The organism is Enterobacter cloacae complex sp. EB5 (assembly GCF_031432835.1).
GTDB lineage: Bacteria > Pseudomonadota > Gammaproteobacteria > Enterobacterales > Enterobacteriaceae > Enterobacter > Enterobacter hormaechei_C.
The window spans coordinates 19,261-34,917 of the sequence record NZ_CP133864.1 but is presented as its reverse complement, the minus strand read 5'-3'; the positions used below and the strand labels follow the sequence as shown (position 1 = coordinate 34,917).

Sequence of the window (15,657 nt, the reverse complement as noted above, 5' to 3'; positions counted from 1 at the left end):
CTCTCTGGTCGCCGCGGGCCTTATTTCGCCTTCTCAACCAGCTGCAGTGACGGATGCTCACCGGCCAGAAGTAACAGGAAATTGAATTCCCCGGTCTTGAGCTTTACGCCGCGCTGAGCAGCCTTTTCTTTGGTCTGCCATGACGCCGGTTTATAGCCAAACAGCGCTGCAATTTCAGCGTGCTTCAGCCCCAGCGCCAGACGCAGGCGGCGAACGTCTTCGGCCGTGGCGGGATCTTTGACCATATCATCAGGACTGAATGCCCTGTTCAGGCGGTAATCAGGATGCACGCCGGCGATCAGCATCAGCATGTTATATTCGCCTGGGCGAAGACTGGTCTTGTTGTACTGGCTGAGATCGTCGCTGATAGCTTCCTTACGCTGCCAGGCGCGCAGTTCGTACCCCATGACAGCCCCTAATGCGGTTTCAGTCATGCCCATTTTTTCCCGGAGCGTCTTCACTGTTTCCGGCTGCGGAACGACGCTAACCATCTTAATCATTACCCTTCTCCCAGAAGTCTGAATTCAGAAAAATTTTCACCTGGCGCGTGCGGGGATAGTCCTGGTGCTTCAGCCCCTCCCGCGTGTCAGACAGGTACTGCGTTTCCTGCTGCACCTTGTTGATTTTGCCATTCCATTTGCGGGCCAGCGCCCGGTAACTCCCGTTCTCCAGCTGATAAACTTCAAACGTATACTTGTTCGGACCGCTCCAGCCTTCGTTGTAATAGACCTGTTTCATAGGATCTGCCTGATCGATGCGCCCCGTAAACATGACATCCCGGCTGCATTGCCTGAACCAGTAACCGCGGGGCATAGCCGGTGGCCGGTCGCTTATTTCCCGTCTGGATAGCGTGCCGAAAGGCTGTGAGCGCAGGTGACAACCTGATCTCAGGTCAATCTGGCATGGCGTGTTGTGCAGGGACCAGCGCCGCTGCCGCAGACAATGGCTCAGGGTGATCACAGGAACGACACGGGAAACGAACAGGGGGAATGATTGCATGGTTTTACTCCTTCGCCAGTCGGGGCGCTACCGAAAAATGAGCCTTGATAATACGACGAATGAGCCATATAAATCAAGTTAAAAATCAGGCGGCAGAGTTTCTGCCGCTGCTGTAGGTCAGTACCGTGGAGCCACGTCCTTTCCTTCGTCCCATAAACGGGAAAACTCGTTCACGTAGGCTTCAGTTACTGCAGGCGCGCCGCTGATCAGCACCACATTTTCCGCATTACGACTGTCTGCGCTGGCGCTGAAGTTAAACGAGCCGGTCAATACGGCGCGGCGGTCAAAGACCATGAATTTATCATGCATGGCCTCGTAGTTATCGTTGATCCGCACCGCCACGCGGTTATTGGCCAGAAAGTTCACTTCGGTGTACCGGTTGTCGTTCGCTTTGCGATCGGCCACCACCACCACCGATACGCCCCGTTTTTTTGCGGCACGCAACGCGCCGGCAACAGGACGACTGGTCAGGCTGTACGCGGCAACCAGAATCTCATGCTGCGCGTGGTCGATTGAATCCAGAACCAGATTTAATGCGGTCCCGCCGGGTGAAAACCCGGTTTTCACTTCAGTCGCAGCTTGCGCCTGGACATCGCCGGCAATATTGCCGGCCGCTGTTACCGGGTTTGCTGCCACGGCGCCGGCGATGAGGGTCAGGGTTAACAGCACATATTTTTTCACGCAGCCCCCTTAATCATCATCCGGGAACAGATGCTGGACGTTCTTACGGGTTTCTTCCAGATTCTTATCCTCCGGTGCTGCCGGTTCGGGAGCCACGGCGGGACTGTTTTCCGGCGCAGCGCCGCCTGCCGGCGACACCGTATTGCTGCCACCGCCGGTGGCCTGCAGAAACGCCTCAACCAGACGCGCCATTTCTCCTGTATCCTGCTGCGGCAGCGTACTGCTGATGATCCGCTGAATATCCTGCATCGTGGTGCTCTCCGTCAGGAATTCAGCGATCAGGAACGGCAGGCGTTCGTCCTGCTTCATCAACGCGGCACCACAGAGCATCATGGCGCGCATCGCGCGGCCACGCTCTTTCTGAGGCAGTTTCTCAAGAAAGCCGTCGGCTACCCGGTCCGCCGCATTGCGCTCCGGGTAGATATAAAACGAGCACTTACGGTTATCAGTCATACTCAGCCCTTCATTGCCACCATACCCAGAACCAGATCGAATTGCGGGTTATCACTGACGAAGAAACGATCGTCACTCACCCCCGTGGCCTGCTTCACTGCGCCGGCGACCAGGCTGGCACCGCCACCGACAACCATGACGTGCGTGAAGCCGGCAAAGCGGCCAACTGAATCGGTGACACGGTGCGTCAGGGCTTTTTCCCGCTCATGCAGTACCTTCATCACCTGGGCCCGCTGGTCAGCATTCTGGAGGTAACGGGAAAGAAACGTTTCGTCATTTCGCGCCTGGATCAGACGGTCGGCAAAATACGAACTGGTACGGGTGCTCACACTGGTATCCAGTGCATGTTTTACGGCTTCGGTGATGATGGATACGCCGGTTTTAGGATCGCAATGCGTCTTGGTGAATCCGGACATTTTGCTGCGAACGTGCGCGATATCCAGCGTGGTTCCACCGATATCCACAATCAGCAGGGAGTCCAGATCGTCCAGATCCTTCAGCACACTGAAGCCTGCAGGGACCGACTCTGGCAGTACGCTGACTTTACGCACGGTAAAGCTCTCACGCCCCTGAACGGCCACCGCGCGCTTCACGTTCGCTTTTTTCCGCTCGATGTTGGCCATATTAGGCTGATCGTTTTCATCCAGGTACTCGCCCAGCGGCAGCGTCACCACAACATCAACCGGCTGCGGTTCAATGCCAGACTGCATCAGGGCATGGTGGATAGCGACGACATTCACATCACTGTACTGATAGCGTGTTTCCGTGGTGCGCACGGCATCCGGGCTCAGCTGGTCAAAGCTGTACTTTTCCCCGTCAATTTCATAGTTGGCGGAAGCCGGCACCGATGAATCTGTCAGCAATGTCATGGACCATTCGGGCTTGAAGCTGTTCGGACTGATCAACGTTTTCACTGCGCCTTCTTCCATCCAGGCCAGTTTGATGTTGGTGGAACCGTCATCAACAAAAATACGCATTTTGAACCTCACATTATTTAGAAAAAAACCGTAGAAATCAGGAAAAATACAGCTTTCAAATGGATTATTACGCATCTCTGCTGACGTGTAAAGACAAAAAGATGCACCAATATAGAAAAATACAGAAAAATACCGAATAAAAATCAACAAAAGACGGTCAGACCGTCCTGAAAACGGTCTGACATAGAAAGAAAAGGGATTTATTTAGATTTATACGGAAATATCAGGGAGGGATACAGATTATTCCGGGAGCGTTAAATGACTGTCTGGCAGGCTGAATCGGACGCCATACTGACGACCAACATCGAGCGCAAACACGCGCGTGTAGGTTTCTGTGGTTTCCAGCCGGGAATGCCCGGCATAAGCCTGTACAACTTTCAGCGGAACCCCATGCTGGATCAGGTGCATACAGAAGCTGTGACGGAACGTGTGGCAGGTAACAGGGATACTAAAAGTGACAGAGTCACGTTTTGCGAGGTCCAGTGCCTTCCTGATCCAGTTACGCGGCGTGTTATCACTCTGCACCGGCCAGAGCAGCTGCTGTTTACCAATACGCAGGGTGGTCAGAAATTCACGCACCTTCCTGACATATTGAGGATCGGTCAGAGGAACAAGACGGAACACCTCTTCATCCTTGCCCGGCCTGCCGCGGCCACGCTGACGCTGTTTAAGCGTCTTCAGCCGGACAAACGGCCGGGAACCGTCAAGCTGAAAGCTGGCGCCGGTCAGCGCCAGCGCCTCATTAATACGCGCGCCCGTGTTCCAGAGGGTATCGAAAAGGACCTGCTGGCGCAGGTCTGGCACATACCGCAGAAACACCGACACCTCCGGGGCCAGCAGGTATTTGGGTAAATCAGCCTGGCTGGCCATCTCCCGCAGCGCCAGCGCATCGGCATAATCGAAGTAGGCATATGTCACGCGCCCGGTCCCGATGGCGTCGCTACGTGAATTCTGGGAAATTTGCAGGGGGAAAGTGTTCAATTTTTTAAAATCCGCTAATCAGCCGTCAGGCGACTGAATTTTATGAAATTTCTCGCTGAATTCGACCGCATCCTGCATATCAAACGTCATACTGCGGGTGGAGGCGGTCGAGCTCCAGCTTTTCCCGCCTTCGATTCTGTAAGGGGGTAGGGTCAGTCCGCGTAAAGGCTTGTCATGCCGGGCTGCAAAAACCAGCTGCCCGGCAGATACTTTTAACATCATAGCAAACATATCCGCGCTGATTCGGCGGCCTTTCAATCCACTCATAACAACCTGTAACTGAATCCTGTACCACGACTTTTGTTGTAAATCTGCTGACCAGACTGACCTTCATCTTCACTGAATACCACCATACGGCGGCCGTTAGTCAGTGAATCCATTTTACGCTGTGCGCCATTATCGTCATAACGCACAGGCAGGCACGCACCTTTATGGCTGTTTTCACTCTCGACGCGGAACACCCTTACCCTGACGGCGTTCTTCCGCACCTGGTCAGGATCTTCACCACTGACCACGCCCGTCAGTTTCTGAAGCGTATCTGCCGGACTGCTGTACTCAGCCTGGCTGAGATAGCGGCCGTTCGGGGTTAACCAGAAATCCTGGCTGTCACTGACACGGTAGGTTTCGCCGTGGCTGGCGATGCCTGAGACGTTACAGAAGCGGTCATAATCGGTGGGCTGTCCGGGGAGCATGGCGCACCCTGTCAGCAGCAGTGCCGGCAGGGCGGCGACGTATCCTTTGAATTTCATGTTGTCTCCTGTTCAGGATGAACCATTTCGGTCGGTGGCCGGTATCCCGGATACGGGATAAACGGCGCATCGGTGGCAATAAGGTCTAGCAGCTTCTGGCCACTGACCAGGATCATGCGGCTGTCTCCGCGAATGAGCGATTTGGTGCCTTCGCGCGTTTTGCCGGTATGGCAGAAAAAACCGCGGGCACCGGTGGCGTTCAGCAGGTCGCTGAAGTCACGGACGTGGCCAACGGCAATATAGCTGGTATAGCGTTTGGCCTGGATAAGCCAGGTCTGGCCATCAATCTTCACACGGCCATCAATCCCGCCGTCACCGGTATACCGGCGGTTACGGATCACTTCAAAGCCCCGGCGTTCAAAGCCTTCAAGCAGCAGCTCTTCGAACACAAACGGGTCAATCTTGCGCAGATAGGCAATTTTCTGCCCGAAATGCGGAAACGTATTAATTTTATCGATCACACGTACCGCGCTGGCCTGTTTCCGTTCGTGCCGGCGCCGGCGTCGCCGTGTACCCTGCCAGAGGCCATACAGCAGGATACCCGCAAGGATAAAAGAGCCGACAACATGGATGGACTCATTCATTATCGATCCTCAGCACTTCATACTTCAGCTGCCGCAGCAGCCTGTCTTTGCTCATGGTTTTCAGGGTGGGCCATTCCGCTTTCAGCGTCAGCGCGACGGTGGCAAGTTGTATGGTCCGGGGTACTGTCTCACCGTCCTCATATTTTACCAGGCTGGTACGGCTGATACCGAGCTCAGCCGCGGCGCGTTCCTGGGTCCAGTTCAGGCCCCGTCGCCACAGGATCAAGTCAAAGCCGGTCAATCCGCCGCACTCCCATGCTCAGTGCCGGGCTTCGTGCCGGCGGGTACGGCCTCTTTCCCCTGTGCCTTTTTTTCCGCCGGGGCCGGGTAGGCCGAGGCCAGTTGTGCCCGGAAATCACGCCACGCTGACAGCCAGAGCGCATCAGATACCTGGTCAGACGACAGATTAAGGACCGCATTGCGGTCACGCCAGTGGCTAAATGTCTGAGCCGGAAGGCCGGCACGCCGGCGCAACTGCTGCTCGTCGAAATAGGCACACTGAACCAGGAGGTGTCTGACGTTCTGCGGGACAACTTCATCTCTGGCCCCTTCCGGCACAGCCAGCATCCCGGCGCTGCATATACCCTGAATGCCCGCCTCGGTATAAATCTGCTGCAGATTGGTATCATCAACCTGCGCAGCGCCGGCGGTGTGCGCCACAACCAGCATGATGCCGGCAATAAGTGGTTTCTTTATCATGCGTACTCAGCTCCTGGCCGAATCCTGGTGGACTGGCCTGTTATAATCTGCCTGTATTTATAGCCTGAAAATGTTCATATTTGAACATTTTTTATGTATATTATTTCCGCAAATTCGCCATAAACACAACAGGAGACGCGATGGATATCAACTACTACGATAAACATCAGGAAGAATTTGAGGCGGTCACGCTGGCGCTGAAAGCCAATCTGGAAGAAGTTTGGGGCAGCAGCCTGAAAAATCAGGGGGAAAGCCTGGATGATCAGGTGACGTATATGAAGCTATTTGAAGAGCTGCAATACAACCTCAATCCGTACTACTTCAAGGAGAACACCTCAGCAAAAGAGATGGATGAAGATAAAGTAGCGGCCTTTGTGGCCAGAACCCGCGACTATAAGCACGGCATTACCATTAAATCCTGGCCGGGACGCCCGCAGAAATGGCTGAAAGGCCGAATCAAACCTCTTCATCCTGTGGAAGGCACAAACCTGTGCTGGATCGACACGTCCAACATTGTGCATATCGGTGCCGATAGGCAGTTTGACGATCAATATTACCTCACCGTGACCACACAGAACGGTCAGAGTTACCGCGTGAATGATGTCCTTCTGCCTGGACGCCTTCTGGATGCCGCTCATGAAGCCCTGTTCAGGGCGCTGGATTCAAGCACTGGCGGTAATTTCTGATACGGAGTTGCACCACGTTTATCGGGTACTTATACTGACAGTGATTAACAAATTAATTTTCCGTTTACTCCGACAGAAAGTTAAGTAGTAAAAACGTCTAGTAATTAAAAGGAGCCCTTCCTCACCAGTTGGGCTCCTTTTGTATATCCTTATTCATTTCATCAAATGTCGGTCCGAGAACTGTCCGCGGCCAGTTTCTGAATTGCACTGATCTCATCTCCGGTCAGCTCAGCACGACTGTCCAGCTGCTGCACGTTTTTGCTCCGGACCTCCCAGAAGTAGTACAAAAAGAATGCCTCGCATGTTCATGACTCTTCTCCCTGTTCGTTTTCACCTGCCCGGTATGCCCGCTGCCCCTTATAACCCAGCAGGGATTCGCACATCAGGTCAGTGATGCGTGCAATAGCGAGATCCGCATTGTCAGCACGCAGGGAAATCACGGCCGTTTCGCCCCGGTTCGCGGCATTCCAGACGCCAGGCAGCAGCGTCTGGAACCGGGCCCGGTCATCCCCCTCCGACAGCAGGGCCATTTCCGGTAGCCGTTCGCGGATCACCGCTTCACTGGCCTGCCGCAGGATATCGTCACGACTCCAGATGCACAGCGTTGCCGGTCCGCTGCGCATGAGGATAGTAGCAGCGTCAGCCATACTCAGTGTGTCCAGCTTCAGCATCTCCATGCCCGGCCGACGCAGCACAAATCCTATGGGCCGGCGGTACTTGCCCAGCTGCAGCAGATCGTCGTCTGTAAGCAGCTCCAGGCCACGCTGCAGAACCAGATGAAGCACGTCCGCTTCTTTGACCGGGCGGATCAGGTTTTGCCTGGCATTTGCCCGGACGGTCAGAACTTCAATACGATGCCAGAGCTCGTCATTAATATGCTTGGTGGCCATCAATCCTCTCCTTTACGGGCACGAATATAAATCAGCGTCACAACCACAACCGCGCCTATGGCCCAGCTAATCGCGGAGTAACCCTCCGGCATGTAGATCATGACCAGCATTGCCAGCAGTAAATATATAACGGCAGAAATCACCCCCTGACGCATCATAACCCCCTCTCTGTTAAACATTGTTCACTGGCCACCGGAATGCTCCCCGCCGACATAAAACCGTTTTCCATCCGCCGCTTTGCCCAGGCATACGGTTTGACCTGTGCTTAGCTGGCCGGCATCCATCATGAACGGCGCGCCCGGACCGCGAAAAACGTCCGTATCGAGGGCGGCAGGTTCGCCGGCAGCGACCGGCCGGACCATGCCCATATCGTAGCTGTCCGGCAGGTTATCCGGCAGGCAGGCCTGCGTGTAGTCGTCCGCGACCTTCTGCGCCTCTTCCTGCGTGGGGTAACGACCCAGCACGCCGGTGATCTCTTTCTTCAGTCCGAAGCCGTAGCCGCGAACCTTGTACGCTTCATATTCCATACCATTCACTCCGCTTGCCGTTGTTTACTGAATAACCACACTCTAATAAATTAGGTTTCATTCGTATATTATAAATATTTAGATTTAGCACTAAAAGCTAATTTAATAAAGCAACACACCGGTAATCATCACGCTGCGTGACGACCGCACGATTTACCCCGCCGGATGATTTGCGCCCTTATCTTTTCACCCTGTGACTTTTACGCCCGCAACCACCGGAAAATACCTTTTGGCCGGTGCCGCCATTGCGGAAAAAACGTAAATACCGGAAAAAACGAAATCAACAGGGAGAGGAAGGCAGGGGAACGGTCGCGCGGCTGCCGGCGCGGACACCATATCTTGTGCCGTTTCCGGCTGACGGAGCCACTACATATAGCGTTATCCACAGAAACGGTGGATAAGTGGCGGCGCTGCGGAGAATACCGCTAAACCGCAACGGCGAAAAAATGTGGTCCCGCGCGCAAAAGTGCGGTACAAATGGCTGTACATTATGTAAAGCCAGATGACTGTACAAAAAGGAAGGAGCATGACCGGTTTTTTTGAACGTAAAAAGCGGGCCAAAAACGCCCAGCTGACCGTGCGTCTCGATGAGCAGCTGAAGAAACGCGCCGAACTGCGTCTGGAGGCAATGGGGATGACCGCCACGGAAGCGGTGGAGCAGCTTTACCGCTTCATCGCCGATCACGGCCGGATGCCCGTCACGGAGCGTATCGTCACATTTGACATCCAGTCACAGCGCGGCCGCGCCATCGCCCTCAATCCCGCCGACGCTGTGACCGAAAACACCCGGCGGTTTCTGCAGTCGCTGGGAGCTGTGGAAGTGGTCTGCTGCGATCCCGCTGCATTTGAACAGGCGGTACTGGAGTACTTCAGCCTGTATGTGGCCGACCAGGCTGCCTGTTTACTGGCCGGTGTACTGAACGTCACGTTCATGGTTAATGCCGCCAGTCGCGTGAAAGATGACTGGCATGACAGGCTGCTGTCCCTGTTACAGCGCGACTTTGATTTCAGCGAAGAACAGTCAGTGACGTTCATTAACAGCATCGTAGACAGCGAACATGTCGATCCTGCCATCGTCAGTCGAAATAATACGGCCTGGCGGAGCGGAAAAAGCACCGGGTCCGGCGCCGCCGTCCTGCAGCGTTTCCTGACGTTCCTGGCGGAGCGGGGCGTCAGCTGCAGCGATCCGCAGAGACTGACCGAAAGCGCCGGCCGTGCATGGGGCGTGCGTGAAAATATGATCGGGAATATGCCCCCGGACATGCAGCAGGCCATAAACGATGGCGTCATTTTTGAGGCCAGCGCTGACACGCCGGACTTTTCCCCTGAGCTGGCGGCGGCGTTTGGCTTCACACAGGCCCAGGCAGAAGCGGTGCTGAAACCCGCCCTGGCCGCCAGGGATCTCCCCGGTTTCCTGCAGCGCTTTCTGGCGTTCCTGGCCGACCGGGGCATCAGCTGCAGCAATCCCCGGCGGTTTACTGAAAAGGTCACTGAACACGCCAGCCATGAGGGGCTGCACCGGCTTATTGCGATGTTGATGTCGCGCATCAGGGATGAGGGGGTCTGTTTTGTCTTTCACAATGAATCCCCGGACGAACTGCCGCGCCTGGCCGCGTCACTGCCCGGCGAACTGGCCGATACCTTCGGGTTTACGGGATGGCAGGCAACAACAATACTGCGTCAAATCCAGCCGGCACGGCCGGGGCAGGATTAGGGCCGGGAGCCTCACGCGATGAAAACGACCTGTTATGCGGACGGCATCACGGCGGCGCCACTTTCCCCGCAGGAGTGGCGGGCACTGCTCAGGGCGAAAGGCTGGAAGCAGAAGGATCTGGCCCGCCGCTGGAATGTGTCAGAAACCTGGATCAGTAAGCTGGCCAATAACCCCGATCGGGGCACGCACTGGAACGATGCCTGCCGGGGTCTGCCCGATATGCGTGCCCGGCGGCCCGGCGAACCGCGCGCGGCAGGCACAGACGCACCAGAGCCGGGAGGCCCTGAATGAACAAACGTCTTCACCTCATCACCACCTGTACCCGGCGCAAGGCGGGCAGCGTGGAGGATACCGTTTTTCCGGGCGACACTTCCCTTGATGACGCCTTTGACGGCTGGTACAGGCTGATCGCCCAGGCCGCCCGCCGTCCTGGCAGGGTGCTGGAAACGGGAGAGCTTTACCGGGGCGCACACTGGCTGCGTGCCCGCGGTATCGCGGCGCGGTGGCCGGGCATCGAGCTGTGGGCCATGTCGGCCGGTCTGGGGCTGCGCCACCATACCGATCCGGCGGTCGCGTATGAGGCAACGTTTCACGCCATGCCCTTCGCGCCGGCGACCGTCTGGGGCTCACTGACGGCACGCCCCCCGCTGGCGGGCCGCTGCGCCTCCCTGGCTGAGCTGATGCAACGCTGCCCGGACGATCGCTTTGTGATCGCCGGTTCACCCGTGTATATCAGCGCGGCTGAGCAGGATATTCTGGCCGGCGTGCCGGCACTGCATGATGCGGCCGCTCAGCTGATTATCGTGACCTCACAGGGCTATCGTGGTCCGCTGCAGCCGTTTCTTAAAAGAAGCCGCGCGGACATGATGGCGACCCTGAAATCGAACATGACGTGCCTGAATATTGCCTGCGCCGGCGCCCTGATTGACGCCATGATGCAGGCAGACGCCCGGCAGGCGGCAACCATTTAATACAGACAGAGACTGGCGCTACCGTCGCCAGAAGGGGGTTTTACATGTTCAGCATCATTTATCACGCCGGCGCAGCCGTCCTTTTCCTGGTCATGAGCCTGGCGGCCGGCGCCGGCCTCCTGCTTCATAGCCATGAATATACGACAGGTCATTTCTGGAACATGACGGGGCTGTGCATTGTGTCAACTCTCGTCTGGATCTGGGCTGTAGCTCAGGCAAAAGAAGCCTGGTACATTTCACGAAACATCAAAAAAGGACTCTGACCATGAAAGATGAAATTCGCCACGAAAAACCCGTTGAAGTGAATATACAGCTGACACACAGAGAAGCGCAGGCTCTGGCGCAACTGGTTAAGCGTCTGGGATTCAGTGACTGCCGCGGCCTGGCGACGTCAGATATTGAGGCATATCTGATGATGGATGGAATCAACCAGATCATGAAAGCACTGGCTGAAGAGGGCTATGCACCACGATAAGGGCCGGGACTATCTGGAATTAGCCGGAAATACGGCCCTATCACGCGGGCAGTAAGGAGAGGTTTTAATGTTCCCGACACCAGGGAAAACAAGCCGCCGTCAAGAGCGGCTGCACATCGCTGTTATCGCATAAACGCCGCGGGAATATCCTTCCACTGCGTGGTGTAGGCCGGGGACAACATTTCACGGCGCATGGCATATTCCGGATCAATACCTTCTCCGGCGAAGAAGATCCTTGACCTTCCTTCCCTGTTTATTTTGTCGATGGTGGCCATCAGTTTTTCGCTGCCCGGCCGCACAGCAGCCGGCGAAAACAGATCCAGCTGGGTTTCATATCCCTGCAGATCGCTGAGCATCACGCCGGCTTTTGCATACCGCACGCCCTCACGCCAGATACGCGACAGTCCCAGCTGCGCCGCGGCGATGATGTCGCGGGTATCCTGGCTTGGCACGGGAAGCACTTCCGTAGCCTGGTTACTGTAGGGCACACCGCCGGCGTCATAAGCACTGCTGCGGATAAAGACCGTTACCACCTTCGCCAGACGGTTTTCCTGGCGCAACTTTTCTCCTGCCCGTGTGGCATATTTAGTCACCGCCTGCTGCATCTGCGCCAGTTGCGTGACCCGCGATCCAAACGAACGGGATACAACAAGCTGCTGTTTCGCGCCGGTACCTTCTTCCAGGGCAAAGCAGGCCTCGCCACGCAGCTCACGGATGGTGCGTTCCAGCGTCACACCGTACAGCCGGCGTGCCAGTCGGATATCCATCTCTGCGAGCGCCAGCGCCGTTTTGATCCCCATTGTCGCCAGCCCTTTTTCGGTACGATGGCCAACCCCCCACACATCGCCGGCCGACACCAGGCTCATCAGCCTTTTCAGTCTTACAGGATCACTGAGCGCCACAACCCCCCCGGTGGCAGGCCACGTCTTCGCGGCGTGGTTGCACAGTTTGGCCAGCGTCTTCGTTGGCGCGACGCCGACTCCACAGGTGAGCGTTGTCTGGCGCAGCACTTCAGCCCGCAAAAGCTGGCCAAACGCCTGCGGCGTCATCACTCCCTCCATATGAGAGGCATCCGCAAAGAGCTCATCAATTGAGTAAACAAATGTCCGCGGCGCCAGACTCTCCACCACGGTTGCAAATCTGGCGGAGAATGAGGCGTAAAGGGTGTAGTTGGAACTGAATACGGCAACGTTATGCTGTTCCAGCAGGCGGCGGCAGCGGAAATAGGGCTCCCCGCGGCGCACGCCAAGCGCTTTCGCCGCGCGATTGACCGCAACAAGCGCCCCGTCGTTGTTGCTGAGAACGACCACAGGGCGACCTCGTAAATCAGGGCGGAACGCTTCTTCGCAGCTGCAGTACATCGAATTGACATCGATTAAGGCGTACACGGGCGGTGTCTCATGACAGTGAACGTAACCACACCCCATATCTGCAGCGCCTCCGGATCAAACCTGATTGGCGGAAAAGCCGGATTCAGCGGCATCAGGCAGGGGTAAGGGCGGAGCTGCAGCTGCTTGACCGTAAATTCATTATCGATGCTGGCAATCACGATGCTGCCGTGCCGGGGCTCTTCTGCCCGATCGACGACCAGCACATCGCCATCATGAATGCGGGCATCACGCATAGAATCGCCGGACACACGCAAGAAGTACGTTGCGGCCGGACGCCGCACGCAGTAATCATGCAGGTTAAGTTCATTGGCCTCATAGCCTGCGGCCGGGCTGGGAAAGCCGGCCGCAACGGGCTCGGCAAAAAAAGGGAGTGCGTCACCTTCCACTGAAGGCCGGGGATAAACGAGATCCAGCGCCATAATTTAGCCTCCAATAACTGTTTACACATACAGTATATTGCAGGCTTCAGGAAACAGGCAATGCCGGCATATTTCATGCCGGCACGCTGGGGTCAGGTCAGGATGGTGGCCAGACGGCCAAGAACGTCGTCCATGATAGTCTCTGGCACCCGTTCGAGTCGTTTGCCGCCGCGGGCTTTCATATCGATCGTCCGGGGTTGATCGCAACGCACAACGCCGGTGGTACGTATGCCGGCGCCGTCAAGCGACACAGCAAAGCCTGCTGTGCGGGCAAAATTGCCTCCGCTGGTCACGGGCACAACAACAGGCAGGCGGGTCACGCGGTTAAAAGCAGCCGGCGTGACAATCAGTACCGGCCGCGTTCCCTGCTGCTCATGACCTGCGGTAGGGTCAAGCGAGACAAGCCAGATTTCCCCTCTTTCCATGTCAGATTTCCTCCTGACCAGCCGCCGGCGCATCCAGCCATTCACGTTCTTCTGCCGAGATTTCAGCGTTCGGATCGCACTGTGCCAACAGCTCAGCCAGTGAATACTGCGGGCGTCTGTGCGGCTCCACAATCAGCCGGCCATTATCAATGACCATGCCAACTTCATTATCTGTACCCAGCGACAGCGCATTCAGCAGTGCCGGTGGGACGGTCAGCATGACTGAGCCGCCAACCTTCTTCAGTCGAGTGGTATGCATTTTTCACCTCCATAAAAGTTATATTTAAATATAACATTCACAAAAAAACATACCAGCCTTTAACGCACAATATTTAATAAAAATATAACTTTCAGCCCAACAGTAAACCCAGCGCGGTAGCTTCCATATGCAGCAATACCGGCAGCAGCAGGCCGCCACTTCTGATCCGGGCAGCTGATGTAATCAGCCCCACCAGGAACATTTCTGCCAGGGTCAGCAGGTTCTGATACTGCATATGCACGGCGGCAAACAGCAAAGACGTTATCAGCGCGCCCAGCCACATCGTCCAGTTGTACCTCGAACGGAAGACGTTCAGCACTGAAGGATCCCCTCATAAATCAGCCATAGCATAGCCATATTTGAGCAACTGATTGGCGAATAATACCCAGGCCGCCAGCAATTCTTTCTCCGTGATTTGATAATCAGGCCGCCTGAGTACCTCCAATCCCAAGCGAATCGTTGAGAGTACCGTTCGATGCCCAATGGTATTGGCCTGAAAATGCTTATCCCAGCCCTGTTGCTGTGCGTGTAAACCAACTAGCCACAACAGGCATTGAACCATCAACGCTATCAGTAGGATGATGTCGAATCGCTCTGGACTGTTGGTACGACTTTGGCGTAAGCCAAAGCCGTATGCCGGGCTTTTGAGGTCACGAAAGGTTTCCTCTATTTGCATACGTTTGGCGTACAGGTTTACCAGCTGCTTTGGGCTCCGAGATTCTGGTGGTAAATTGCTGGCTAACACCCAAGGCTCTTTCGCCGATGTTGAGTACGTTTTTGCCGATGGATGGTGGCAATTAGTCCTCGTTGAACGCTGATTTGTACGCCCCTTAGGTTTGCTACGATAAAGCGTGAGATGGCAATTGATAGGGTTAGTTTTGGTCAAAGTCTTACAACCCAGGCTCTTCGCTTGACCGTTGGCCAAGTCATGTGTACTTCGAACTGCACGCCAATTTTCAGCGCCAATATCTGCAAATTGAACTGTACCGCGAATACGGCTTAGCCAAAACCAACCATGCGCCTCAACCTCTTTGTACCAAGGCACTTTGAACCCCGCGTCAGTCACGATGAGAGGGGTAACATGCAAAGGTAAAATCTTGGCTAAGTCCGCTAAAAAACCGTTGTGGGAGGCCTTAGAGCATTGTTCTGATAGGGGATAGGACTTCTCATACAGGGTAATAGAGCGGCCATTGAAGGCTATTGAGGCGCGCAGAGCCATGATGCGTTTATGCTCTCGGATGTCTGACCAATCGACGAGCACAATCGGCATAGGGTTACCAGAACAGATGAGGCTGGCATGCCATTGGTAGACAGCTAACCGTTCTTGATGCAGATGCGTGTTGCCGAGCAAACGATCAATGCGCTTGATGTTGTGCTTGGTTCGGGCCGTGGTTGGTAAATTTCGACCTAACTCAGTCAAGGTCAGTGTCTTACATTCAATCAGCGCCTTAGAGGCCAGCATCAAGCTGTTTAATCGTTTTAGGTGAAGTTCTGGGCAGTATTGGTGTAAAGAATGTTGTAGGATATTGGCTTCGCGCATCTTGTTGTCCAAGTGTAGTTTTTGGCGAAACCATTTGATCATGCAACAAGATGCGCTTCCACCCTAATTTGATGATTTATTTGTAAATCATCAGGGGATTCTTCAGTGCTCGGCCTGTAAAAAAAGCGGATCGGGCGTTTGGGCTTGAGTCATGTGTTTGGGCTGATTATTGCTGGTCATCAAAAGATCCTCTGCTTTAGCCTCTGAAAATTTTTAGCCAATAAATATAACTTTGTT

Annotated in this window: 25 protein-coding genes and 1 pseudogene; 6 read left to right on the top strand and 20 right to left on the bottom strand. The window is 55.3% G+C overall.

Annotated features, from left to right (window positions below; genetic code table 11):
* Positions 1-20 precede the first annotated feature (20 nt).
* The 11 genes from RHN82_RS24215 to RHN82_RS24165 all read right to left on the bottom strand — a co-directional run bounded on the left by RHN82_RS24215 (position 21) and on the right by RHN82_RS24165 (position 6,123).
* On the bottom strand, positions 21-500 hold the full coding sequence (locus tag RHN82_RS24215) for a hypothetical protein (RefSeq protein ID WP_004187375.1): 480 nt from the start codon (positions 498-500) through the stop codon (positions 21-23).
* Positions 493-738, bottom strand: a complete 246-nt coding sequence (locus tag RHN82_RS24210; RefSeq protein ID WP_019725064.1) for a hypothetical protein — start codon at positions 736-738, stop codon at positions 493-495. The genes RHN82_RS24215 and RHN82_RS24210 overlap by 8 nt, the downstream gene beginning before the upstream one ends.
* 378 nt (positions 739-1,116) lie before the next feature.
* Complete coding sequence (locus tag RHN82_RS24205) at positions 1,117-1,680, bottom strand: phospholipase D family protein (protein WP_019725065.1); 564 nt, start codon at positions 1,678-1,680, stop codon at positions 1,117-1,119.
* A 9-nt stretch (positions 1,681-1,689) separates the two neighbouring features.
* Positions 1,690-2,133: a plasmid partitioning/stability family protein gene (locus RHN82_RS24200; protein ID WP_004187380.1), complete on the bottom strand. Its 444-nt coding sequence runs from the start codon at positions 2,131-2,133 to the stop codon at positions 1,690-1,692.
* Positions 2,134-2,135: 2 nt separating this feature from the next.
* The gene (locus tag RHN82_RS24195; RefSeq protein WP_004187382.1) at positions 2,136-3,110 is read right to left on the bottom strand and encodes a plasmid segregation protein ParM; all 975 of its coding nucleotides are present in this window, start codon (positions 3,108-3,110) and stop codon (positions 2,136-2,138) included.
* 240 nt (positions 3,111-3,350) lie between these two features.
* Complete coding sequence (locus tag RHN82_RS24190; RefSeq protein WP_004187383.1) at positions 3,351-4,091, bottom strand: tyrosine-type recombinase/integrase; 741 nt, start codon at positions 4,089-4,091, stop codon at positions 3,351-3,353.
* Between the two features lie 18 nt (positions 4,092-4,109).
* Positions 4,110-4,358, bottom strand: a complete 249-nt coding sequence (locus tag RHN82_RS24185; protein ID WP_004187387.1) for a hypothetical protein — start codon at positions 4,356-4,358, stop codon at positions 4,110-4,112.
* Positions 4,355-4,840, bottom strand: coding sequence for a hypothetical protein (locus tag RHN82_RS24180; RefSeq protein ID WP_004187390.1), 486 nt, complete (start codon positions 4,838-4,840; stop codon positions 4,355-4,357). Before RHN82_RS24180 ends, RHN82_RS24185 begins: the two co-directional genes overlap by 4 nt.
* The gene (locus RHN82_RS24175; RefSeq protein ID WP_004187392.1) at positions 4,837-5,424 is read right to left on the bottom strand and encodes a restriction endonuclease; all 588 of its coding nucleotides are present in this window, start codon (positions 5,422-5,424) and stop codon (positions 4,837-4,839) included. Before RHN82_RS24175 ends, RHN82_RS24180 begins: the two co-directional genes overlap by 4 nt.
* Positions 5,417-5,665 carry a helix-turn-helix transcriptional regulator gene (locus tag RHN82_RS24170; RefSeq protein WP_004187394.1) on the bottom strand — a complete coding sequence of 83 codons (249 nt, stop codon included), beginning with the start codon at positions 5,663-5,665 and terminating at the stop codon, positions 5,417-5,419. The genes RHN82_RS24175 and RHN82_RS24170 overlap by 8 nt, the downstream gene beginning before the upstream one ends.
* Entirely contained in the window at positions 5,662-6,123 is a 462-nt protein-coding gene (locus RHN82_RS24165; protein WP_004187397.1) for a hypothetical protein, read from the bottom strand. The genes RHN82_RS24170 and RHN82_RS24165 overlap by 4 nt, the downstream gene beginning before the upstream one ends.
* A 140-nt stretch (positions 6,124-6,263) precedes the next feature.
* Between RHN82_RS24165 and RHN82_RS24160 the strand changes: the two genes are divergently transcribed.
* Positions 6,264-6,809 carry a hypothetical protein gene (locus tag RHN82_RS24160; protein ID WP_004187400.1) on the top strand — a complete coding sequence of 182 codons (546 nt, stop codon included), beginning with the start codon at positions 6,264-6,266 and terminating at the stop codon, positions 6,807-6,809.
* A gap of 305 nt (positions 6,810-7,114) precedes the next feature.
* Here the strand turns inward: RHN82_RS24160 and RHN82_RS24155 are convergent, their stop codons facing one another.
* The 3 genes from RHN82_RS24155 to RHN82_RS24145 are packed head-to-tail and all read right to left on the bottom strand — an operon-like array spanning position 7,115 to position 8,226.
* The gene (locus tag RHN82_RS24155) at positions 7,115-7,699 is read right to left on the bottom strand and encodes a hypothetical protein (protein WP_015059997.1); all 585 of its coding nucleotides are present in this window, start codon (positions 7,697-7,699) and stop codon (positions 7,115-7,117) included.
* Complete coding sequence (locus RHN82_RS24150; RefSeq protein ID WP_004187405.1) at positions 7,699-7,857, bottom strand: hypothetical protein; 159 nt, start codon at positions 7,855-7,857, stop codon at positions 7,699-7,701. The genes RHN82_RS24155 and RHN82_RS24150 overlap by 1 nt, the downstream gene beginning before the upstream one ends.
* Before the next feature lie 24 nt (positions 7,858-7,881).
* Positions 7,882-8,226: a hypothetical protein gene (locus RHN82_RS24145; RefSeq protein WP_004187406.1), complete on the bottom strand. Its 345-nt coding sequence runs from the start codon at positions 8,224-8,226 to the stop codon at positions 7,882-7,884.
* Positions 8,227-8,752: 526 nt separating this feature from the next.
* Here RHN82_RS24145 and RHN82_RS24140 point away from each other — a divergent pair.
* From RHN82_RS24140 to RHN82_RS24120, 5 genes are read left to right on the top strand one after another with little or no spacing between them, the layout of a single operon-like run.
* Positions 8,753-9,940 carry a type II toxin-antitoxin system RelB/DinJ family antitoxin gene (locus RHN82_RS24140; RefSeq protein WP_015059996.1) on the top strand — a complete coding sequence of 396 codons (1,188 nt, stop codon included), beginning with the start codon at positions 8,753-8,755 and terminating at the stop codon, positions 9,938-9,940.
* A gap of 18 nt (positions 9,941-9,958) precedes the next feature.
* A complete protein-coding gene (locus tag RHN82_RS24135; protein WP_015059995.1) occupies positions 9,959-10,231 on the top strand; it encodes a helix-turn-helix transcriptional regulator in 273 nt (90 codons plus the stop codon).
* Positions 10,228-10,911 (top strand): hypothetical protein, encoded by a 684-nt coding sequence (locus RHN82_RS24130; protein WP_015059994.1) that lies wholly within the window; start codon positions 10,228-10,230, stop codon positions 10,909-10,911. The genes RHN82_RS24135 and RHN82_RS24130 overlap by 4 nt, the downstream gene beginning before the upstream one ends.
* Before the next feature lie 44 nt (positions 10,912-10,955).
* Complete coding sequence (locus RHN82_RS24125; RefSeq protein WP_004187411.1) at positions 10,956-11,174, top strand: hypothetical protein; 219 nt, start codon at positions 10,956-10,958, stop codon at positions 11,172-11,174.
* Between the two features lie 2 nt (positions 11,175-11,176).
* Positions 11,177-11,386 carry a hypothetical protein gene (locus tag RHN82_RS24120; RefSeq protein ID WP_004187413.1) on the top strand — a complete coding sequence of 70 codons (210 nt, stop codon included), beginning with the start codon at positions 11,177-11,179 and terminating at the stop codon, positions 11,384-11,386.
* A gap of 122 nt (positions 11,387-11,508) precedes the next feature.
* Here the strand turns inward: RHN82_RS24120 and umuC are convergent, their stop codons facing one another.
* From umuC to RHN82_RS24090, 6 genes and pseudogenes are all read right to left on the bottom strand, one after another.
* A complete protein-coding gene (umuC, locus tag RHN82_RS24115) occupies positions 11,509-12,774 on the bottom strand; it encodes a translesion error-prone DNA polymerase V subunit UmuC (RefSeq protein WP_019725070.1) in 1,266 nt (421 codons plus the stop codon).
* The gene (locus tag RHN82_RS24110) at positions 12,762-13,196 is read right to left on the bottom strand and encodes a LexA family transcriptional regulator (RefSeq protein ID WP_004187425.1); all 435 of its coding nucleotides are present in this window, start codon (positions 13,194-13,196) and stop codon (positions 12,762-12,764) included. The genes umuC and RHN82_RS24110 overlap by 13 nt, the downstream gene beginning before the upstream one ends.
* A gap of 92 nt (positions 13,197-13,288) precedes the next feature.
* Complete coding sequence (gene pemK-mt / locus RHN82_RS24105) at positions 13,289-13,621, bottom strand: type II toxin-antitoxin system toxin endoribonuclease PemK-mt (RefSeq protein ID WP_004187427.1); 333 nt, start codon at positions 13,619-13,621, stop codon at positions 13,289-13,291.
* A gap of 1 nt (position 13,622) precedes the next feature.
* Positions 13,623-13,880, bottom strand: a complete 258-nt coding sequence (pemI, locus tag RHN82_RS24100; RefSeq protein WP_004187429.1) for a type II toxin-antitoxin system antitoxin PemI — start codon at positions 13,878-13,880, stop codon at positions 13,623-13,625.
* Positions 13,881-13,971: 91 nt separating this feature from the next.
* Positions 13,972-14,199, bottom strand: a pseudogene (locus RHN82_RS24095) (type II CAAX prenyl endopeptidase Rce1 family protein); the annotation flags it as partial.
* A gap of 12 nt (positions 14,200-14,211) precedes the next feature.
* Positions 14,212-15,420 (bottom strand): IS4-like element IS10A family transposase, encoded by a 1,209-nt coding sequence (locus RHN82_RS24090; protein WP_001206290.1) that lies wholly within the window; start codon positions 15,418-15,420, stop codon positions 14,212-14,214.
* Between the last annotated feature and the right edge of the window lie 237 nt (positions 15,421-15,657).

Coding starts and splice junctions, on each gene's coding strand:
- RHN82_RS24135 (WP_015059995.1), top strand. CDS start 9,959: ATGAAAACGACCTGTTATGCGGACGGCATCACGGCGGCGCCACTTTCC.
- RHN82_RS24155 (WP_015059997.1), bottom strand. CDS start 7,699: ATGGCCACCAAGCATATTAATGACGAGCTCTGGCATCGTATTGAAGTT.
- RHN82_RS24215 (WP_004187375.1), bottom strand. CDS start 500: ATGATTAAGATGGTTAGCGTCGTTCCGCAGCCGGAAACAGTGAAGACG.
- RHN82_RS24195 (WP_004187382.1), bottom strand. CDS start 3,110: ATGCGTATTTTTGTTGATGACGGTTCCACCAACATCAAACTGGCCTGG.
- RHN82_RS24150 (WP_004187405.1), bottom strand. CDS start 7,857: ATGATGCGTCAGGGGGTGATTTCTGCCGTTATATATTTACTGCTGGCA.
- RHN82_RS24090 (WP_001206290.1), bottom strand. CDS start 15,420: ATGCGCGAAGCCAATATCCTACAACATTCTTTACACCAATACTGCCCA.
- RHN82_RS24180 (WP_004187390.1), bottom strand. CDS start 4,840: ATGAAATTCAAAGGATACGTCGCCGCCCTGCCGGCACTGCTGCTGACA.
- RHN82_RS24165 (WP_004187397.1), bottom strand. CDS start 6,123: ATGATAAAGAAACCACTTATTGCCGGCATCATGCTGGTTGTGGCGCAC.
- RHN82_RS24200 (WP_004187380.1), bottom strand. CDS start 2,133: ATGACTGATAACCGTAAGTGCTCGTTTTATATCTACCCGGAGCGCAAT.
- RHN82_RS24140 (WP_015059996.1), top strand. CDS start 8,753: ATGACCGGTTTTTTTGAACGTAAAAAGCGGGCCAAAAACGCCCAGCTG.
- RHN82_RS24175 (WP_004187392.1), bottom strand. CDS start 5,424: ATGAATGAGTCCATCCATGTTGTCGGCTCTTTTATCCTTGCGGGTATC.
- RHN82_RS24145 (WP_004187406.1), bottom strand. CDS start 8,226: ATGGAATATGAAGCGTACAAGGTTCGCGGCTACGGCTTCGGACTGAAG.
- RHN82_RS24210 (WP_019725064.1), bottom strand. CDS start 738: ATGAAACAGGTCTATTACAACGAAGGCTGGAGCGGTCCGAACAAGTAT.
- pemI (WP_004187429.1), bottom strand. CDS start 13,880: ATGCATACCACTCGACTGAAGAAGGTTGGCGGCTCAGTCATGCTGACC.
- RHN82_RS24160 (WP_004187400.1), top strand. CDS start 6,264: ATGGATATCAACTACTACGATAAACATCAGGAAGAATTTGAGGCGGTC.
- RHN82_RS24120 (WP_004187413.1), top strand. CDS start 11,177: ATGAAAGATGAAATTCGCCACGAAAAACCCGTTGAAGTGAATATACAG.
- RHN82_RS24185 (WP_004187387.1), bottom strand. CDS start 4,358: ATGAGTGGATTGAAAGGCCGCCGAATCAGCGCGGATATGTTTGCTATG.
- RHN82_RS24125 (WP_004187411.1), top strand. CDS start 10,956: ATGTTCAGCATCATTTATCACGCCGGCGCAGCCGTCCTTTTCCTGGTC.
- RHN82_RS24130 (WP_015059994.1), top strand. CDS start 10,228: ATGAACAAACGTCTTCACCTCATCACCACCTGTACCCGGCGCAAGGCG.
- pemK-mt (WP_004187427.1), bottom strand. CDS start 13,621: ATGGAAAGAGGGGAAATCTGGCTTGTCTCGCTTGACCCTACCGCAGGT.
- RHN82_RS24110 (WP_004187425.1), bottom strand. CDS start 13,196: ATGGCGCTGGATCTCGTTTATCCCCGGCCTTCAGTGGAAGGTGACGCA.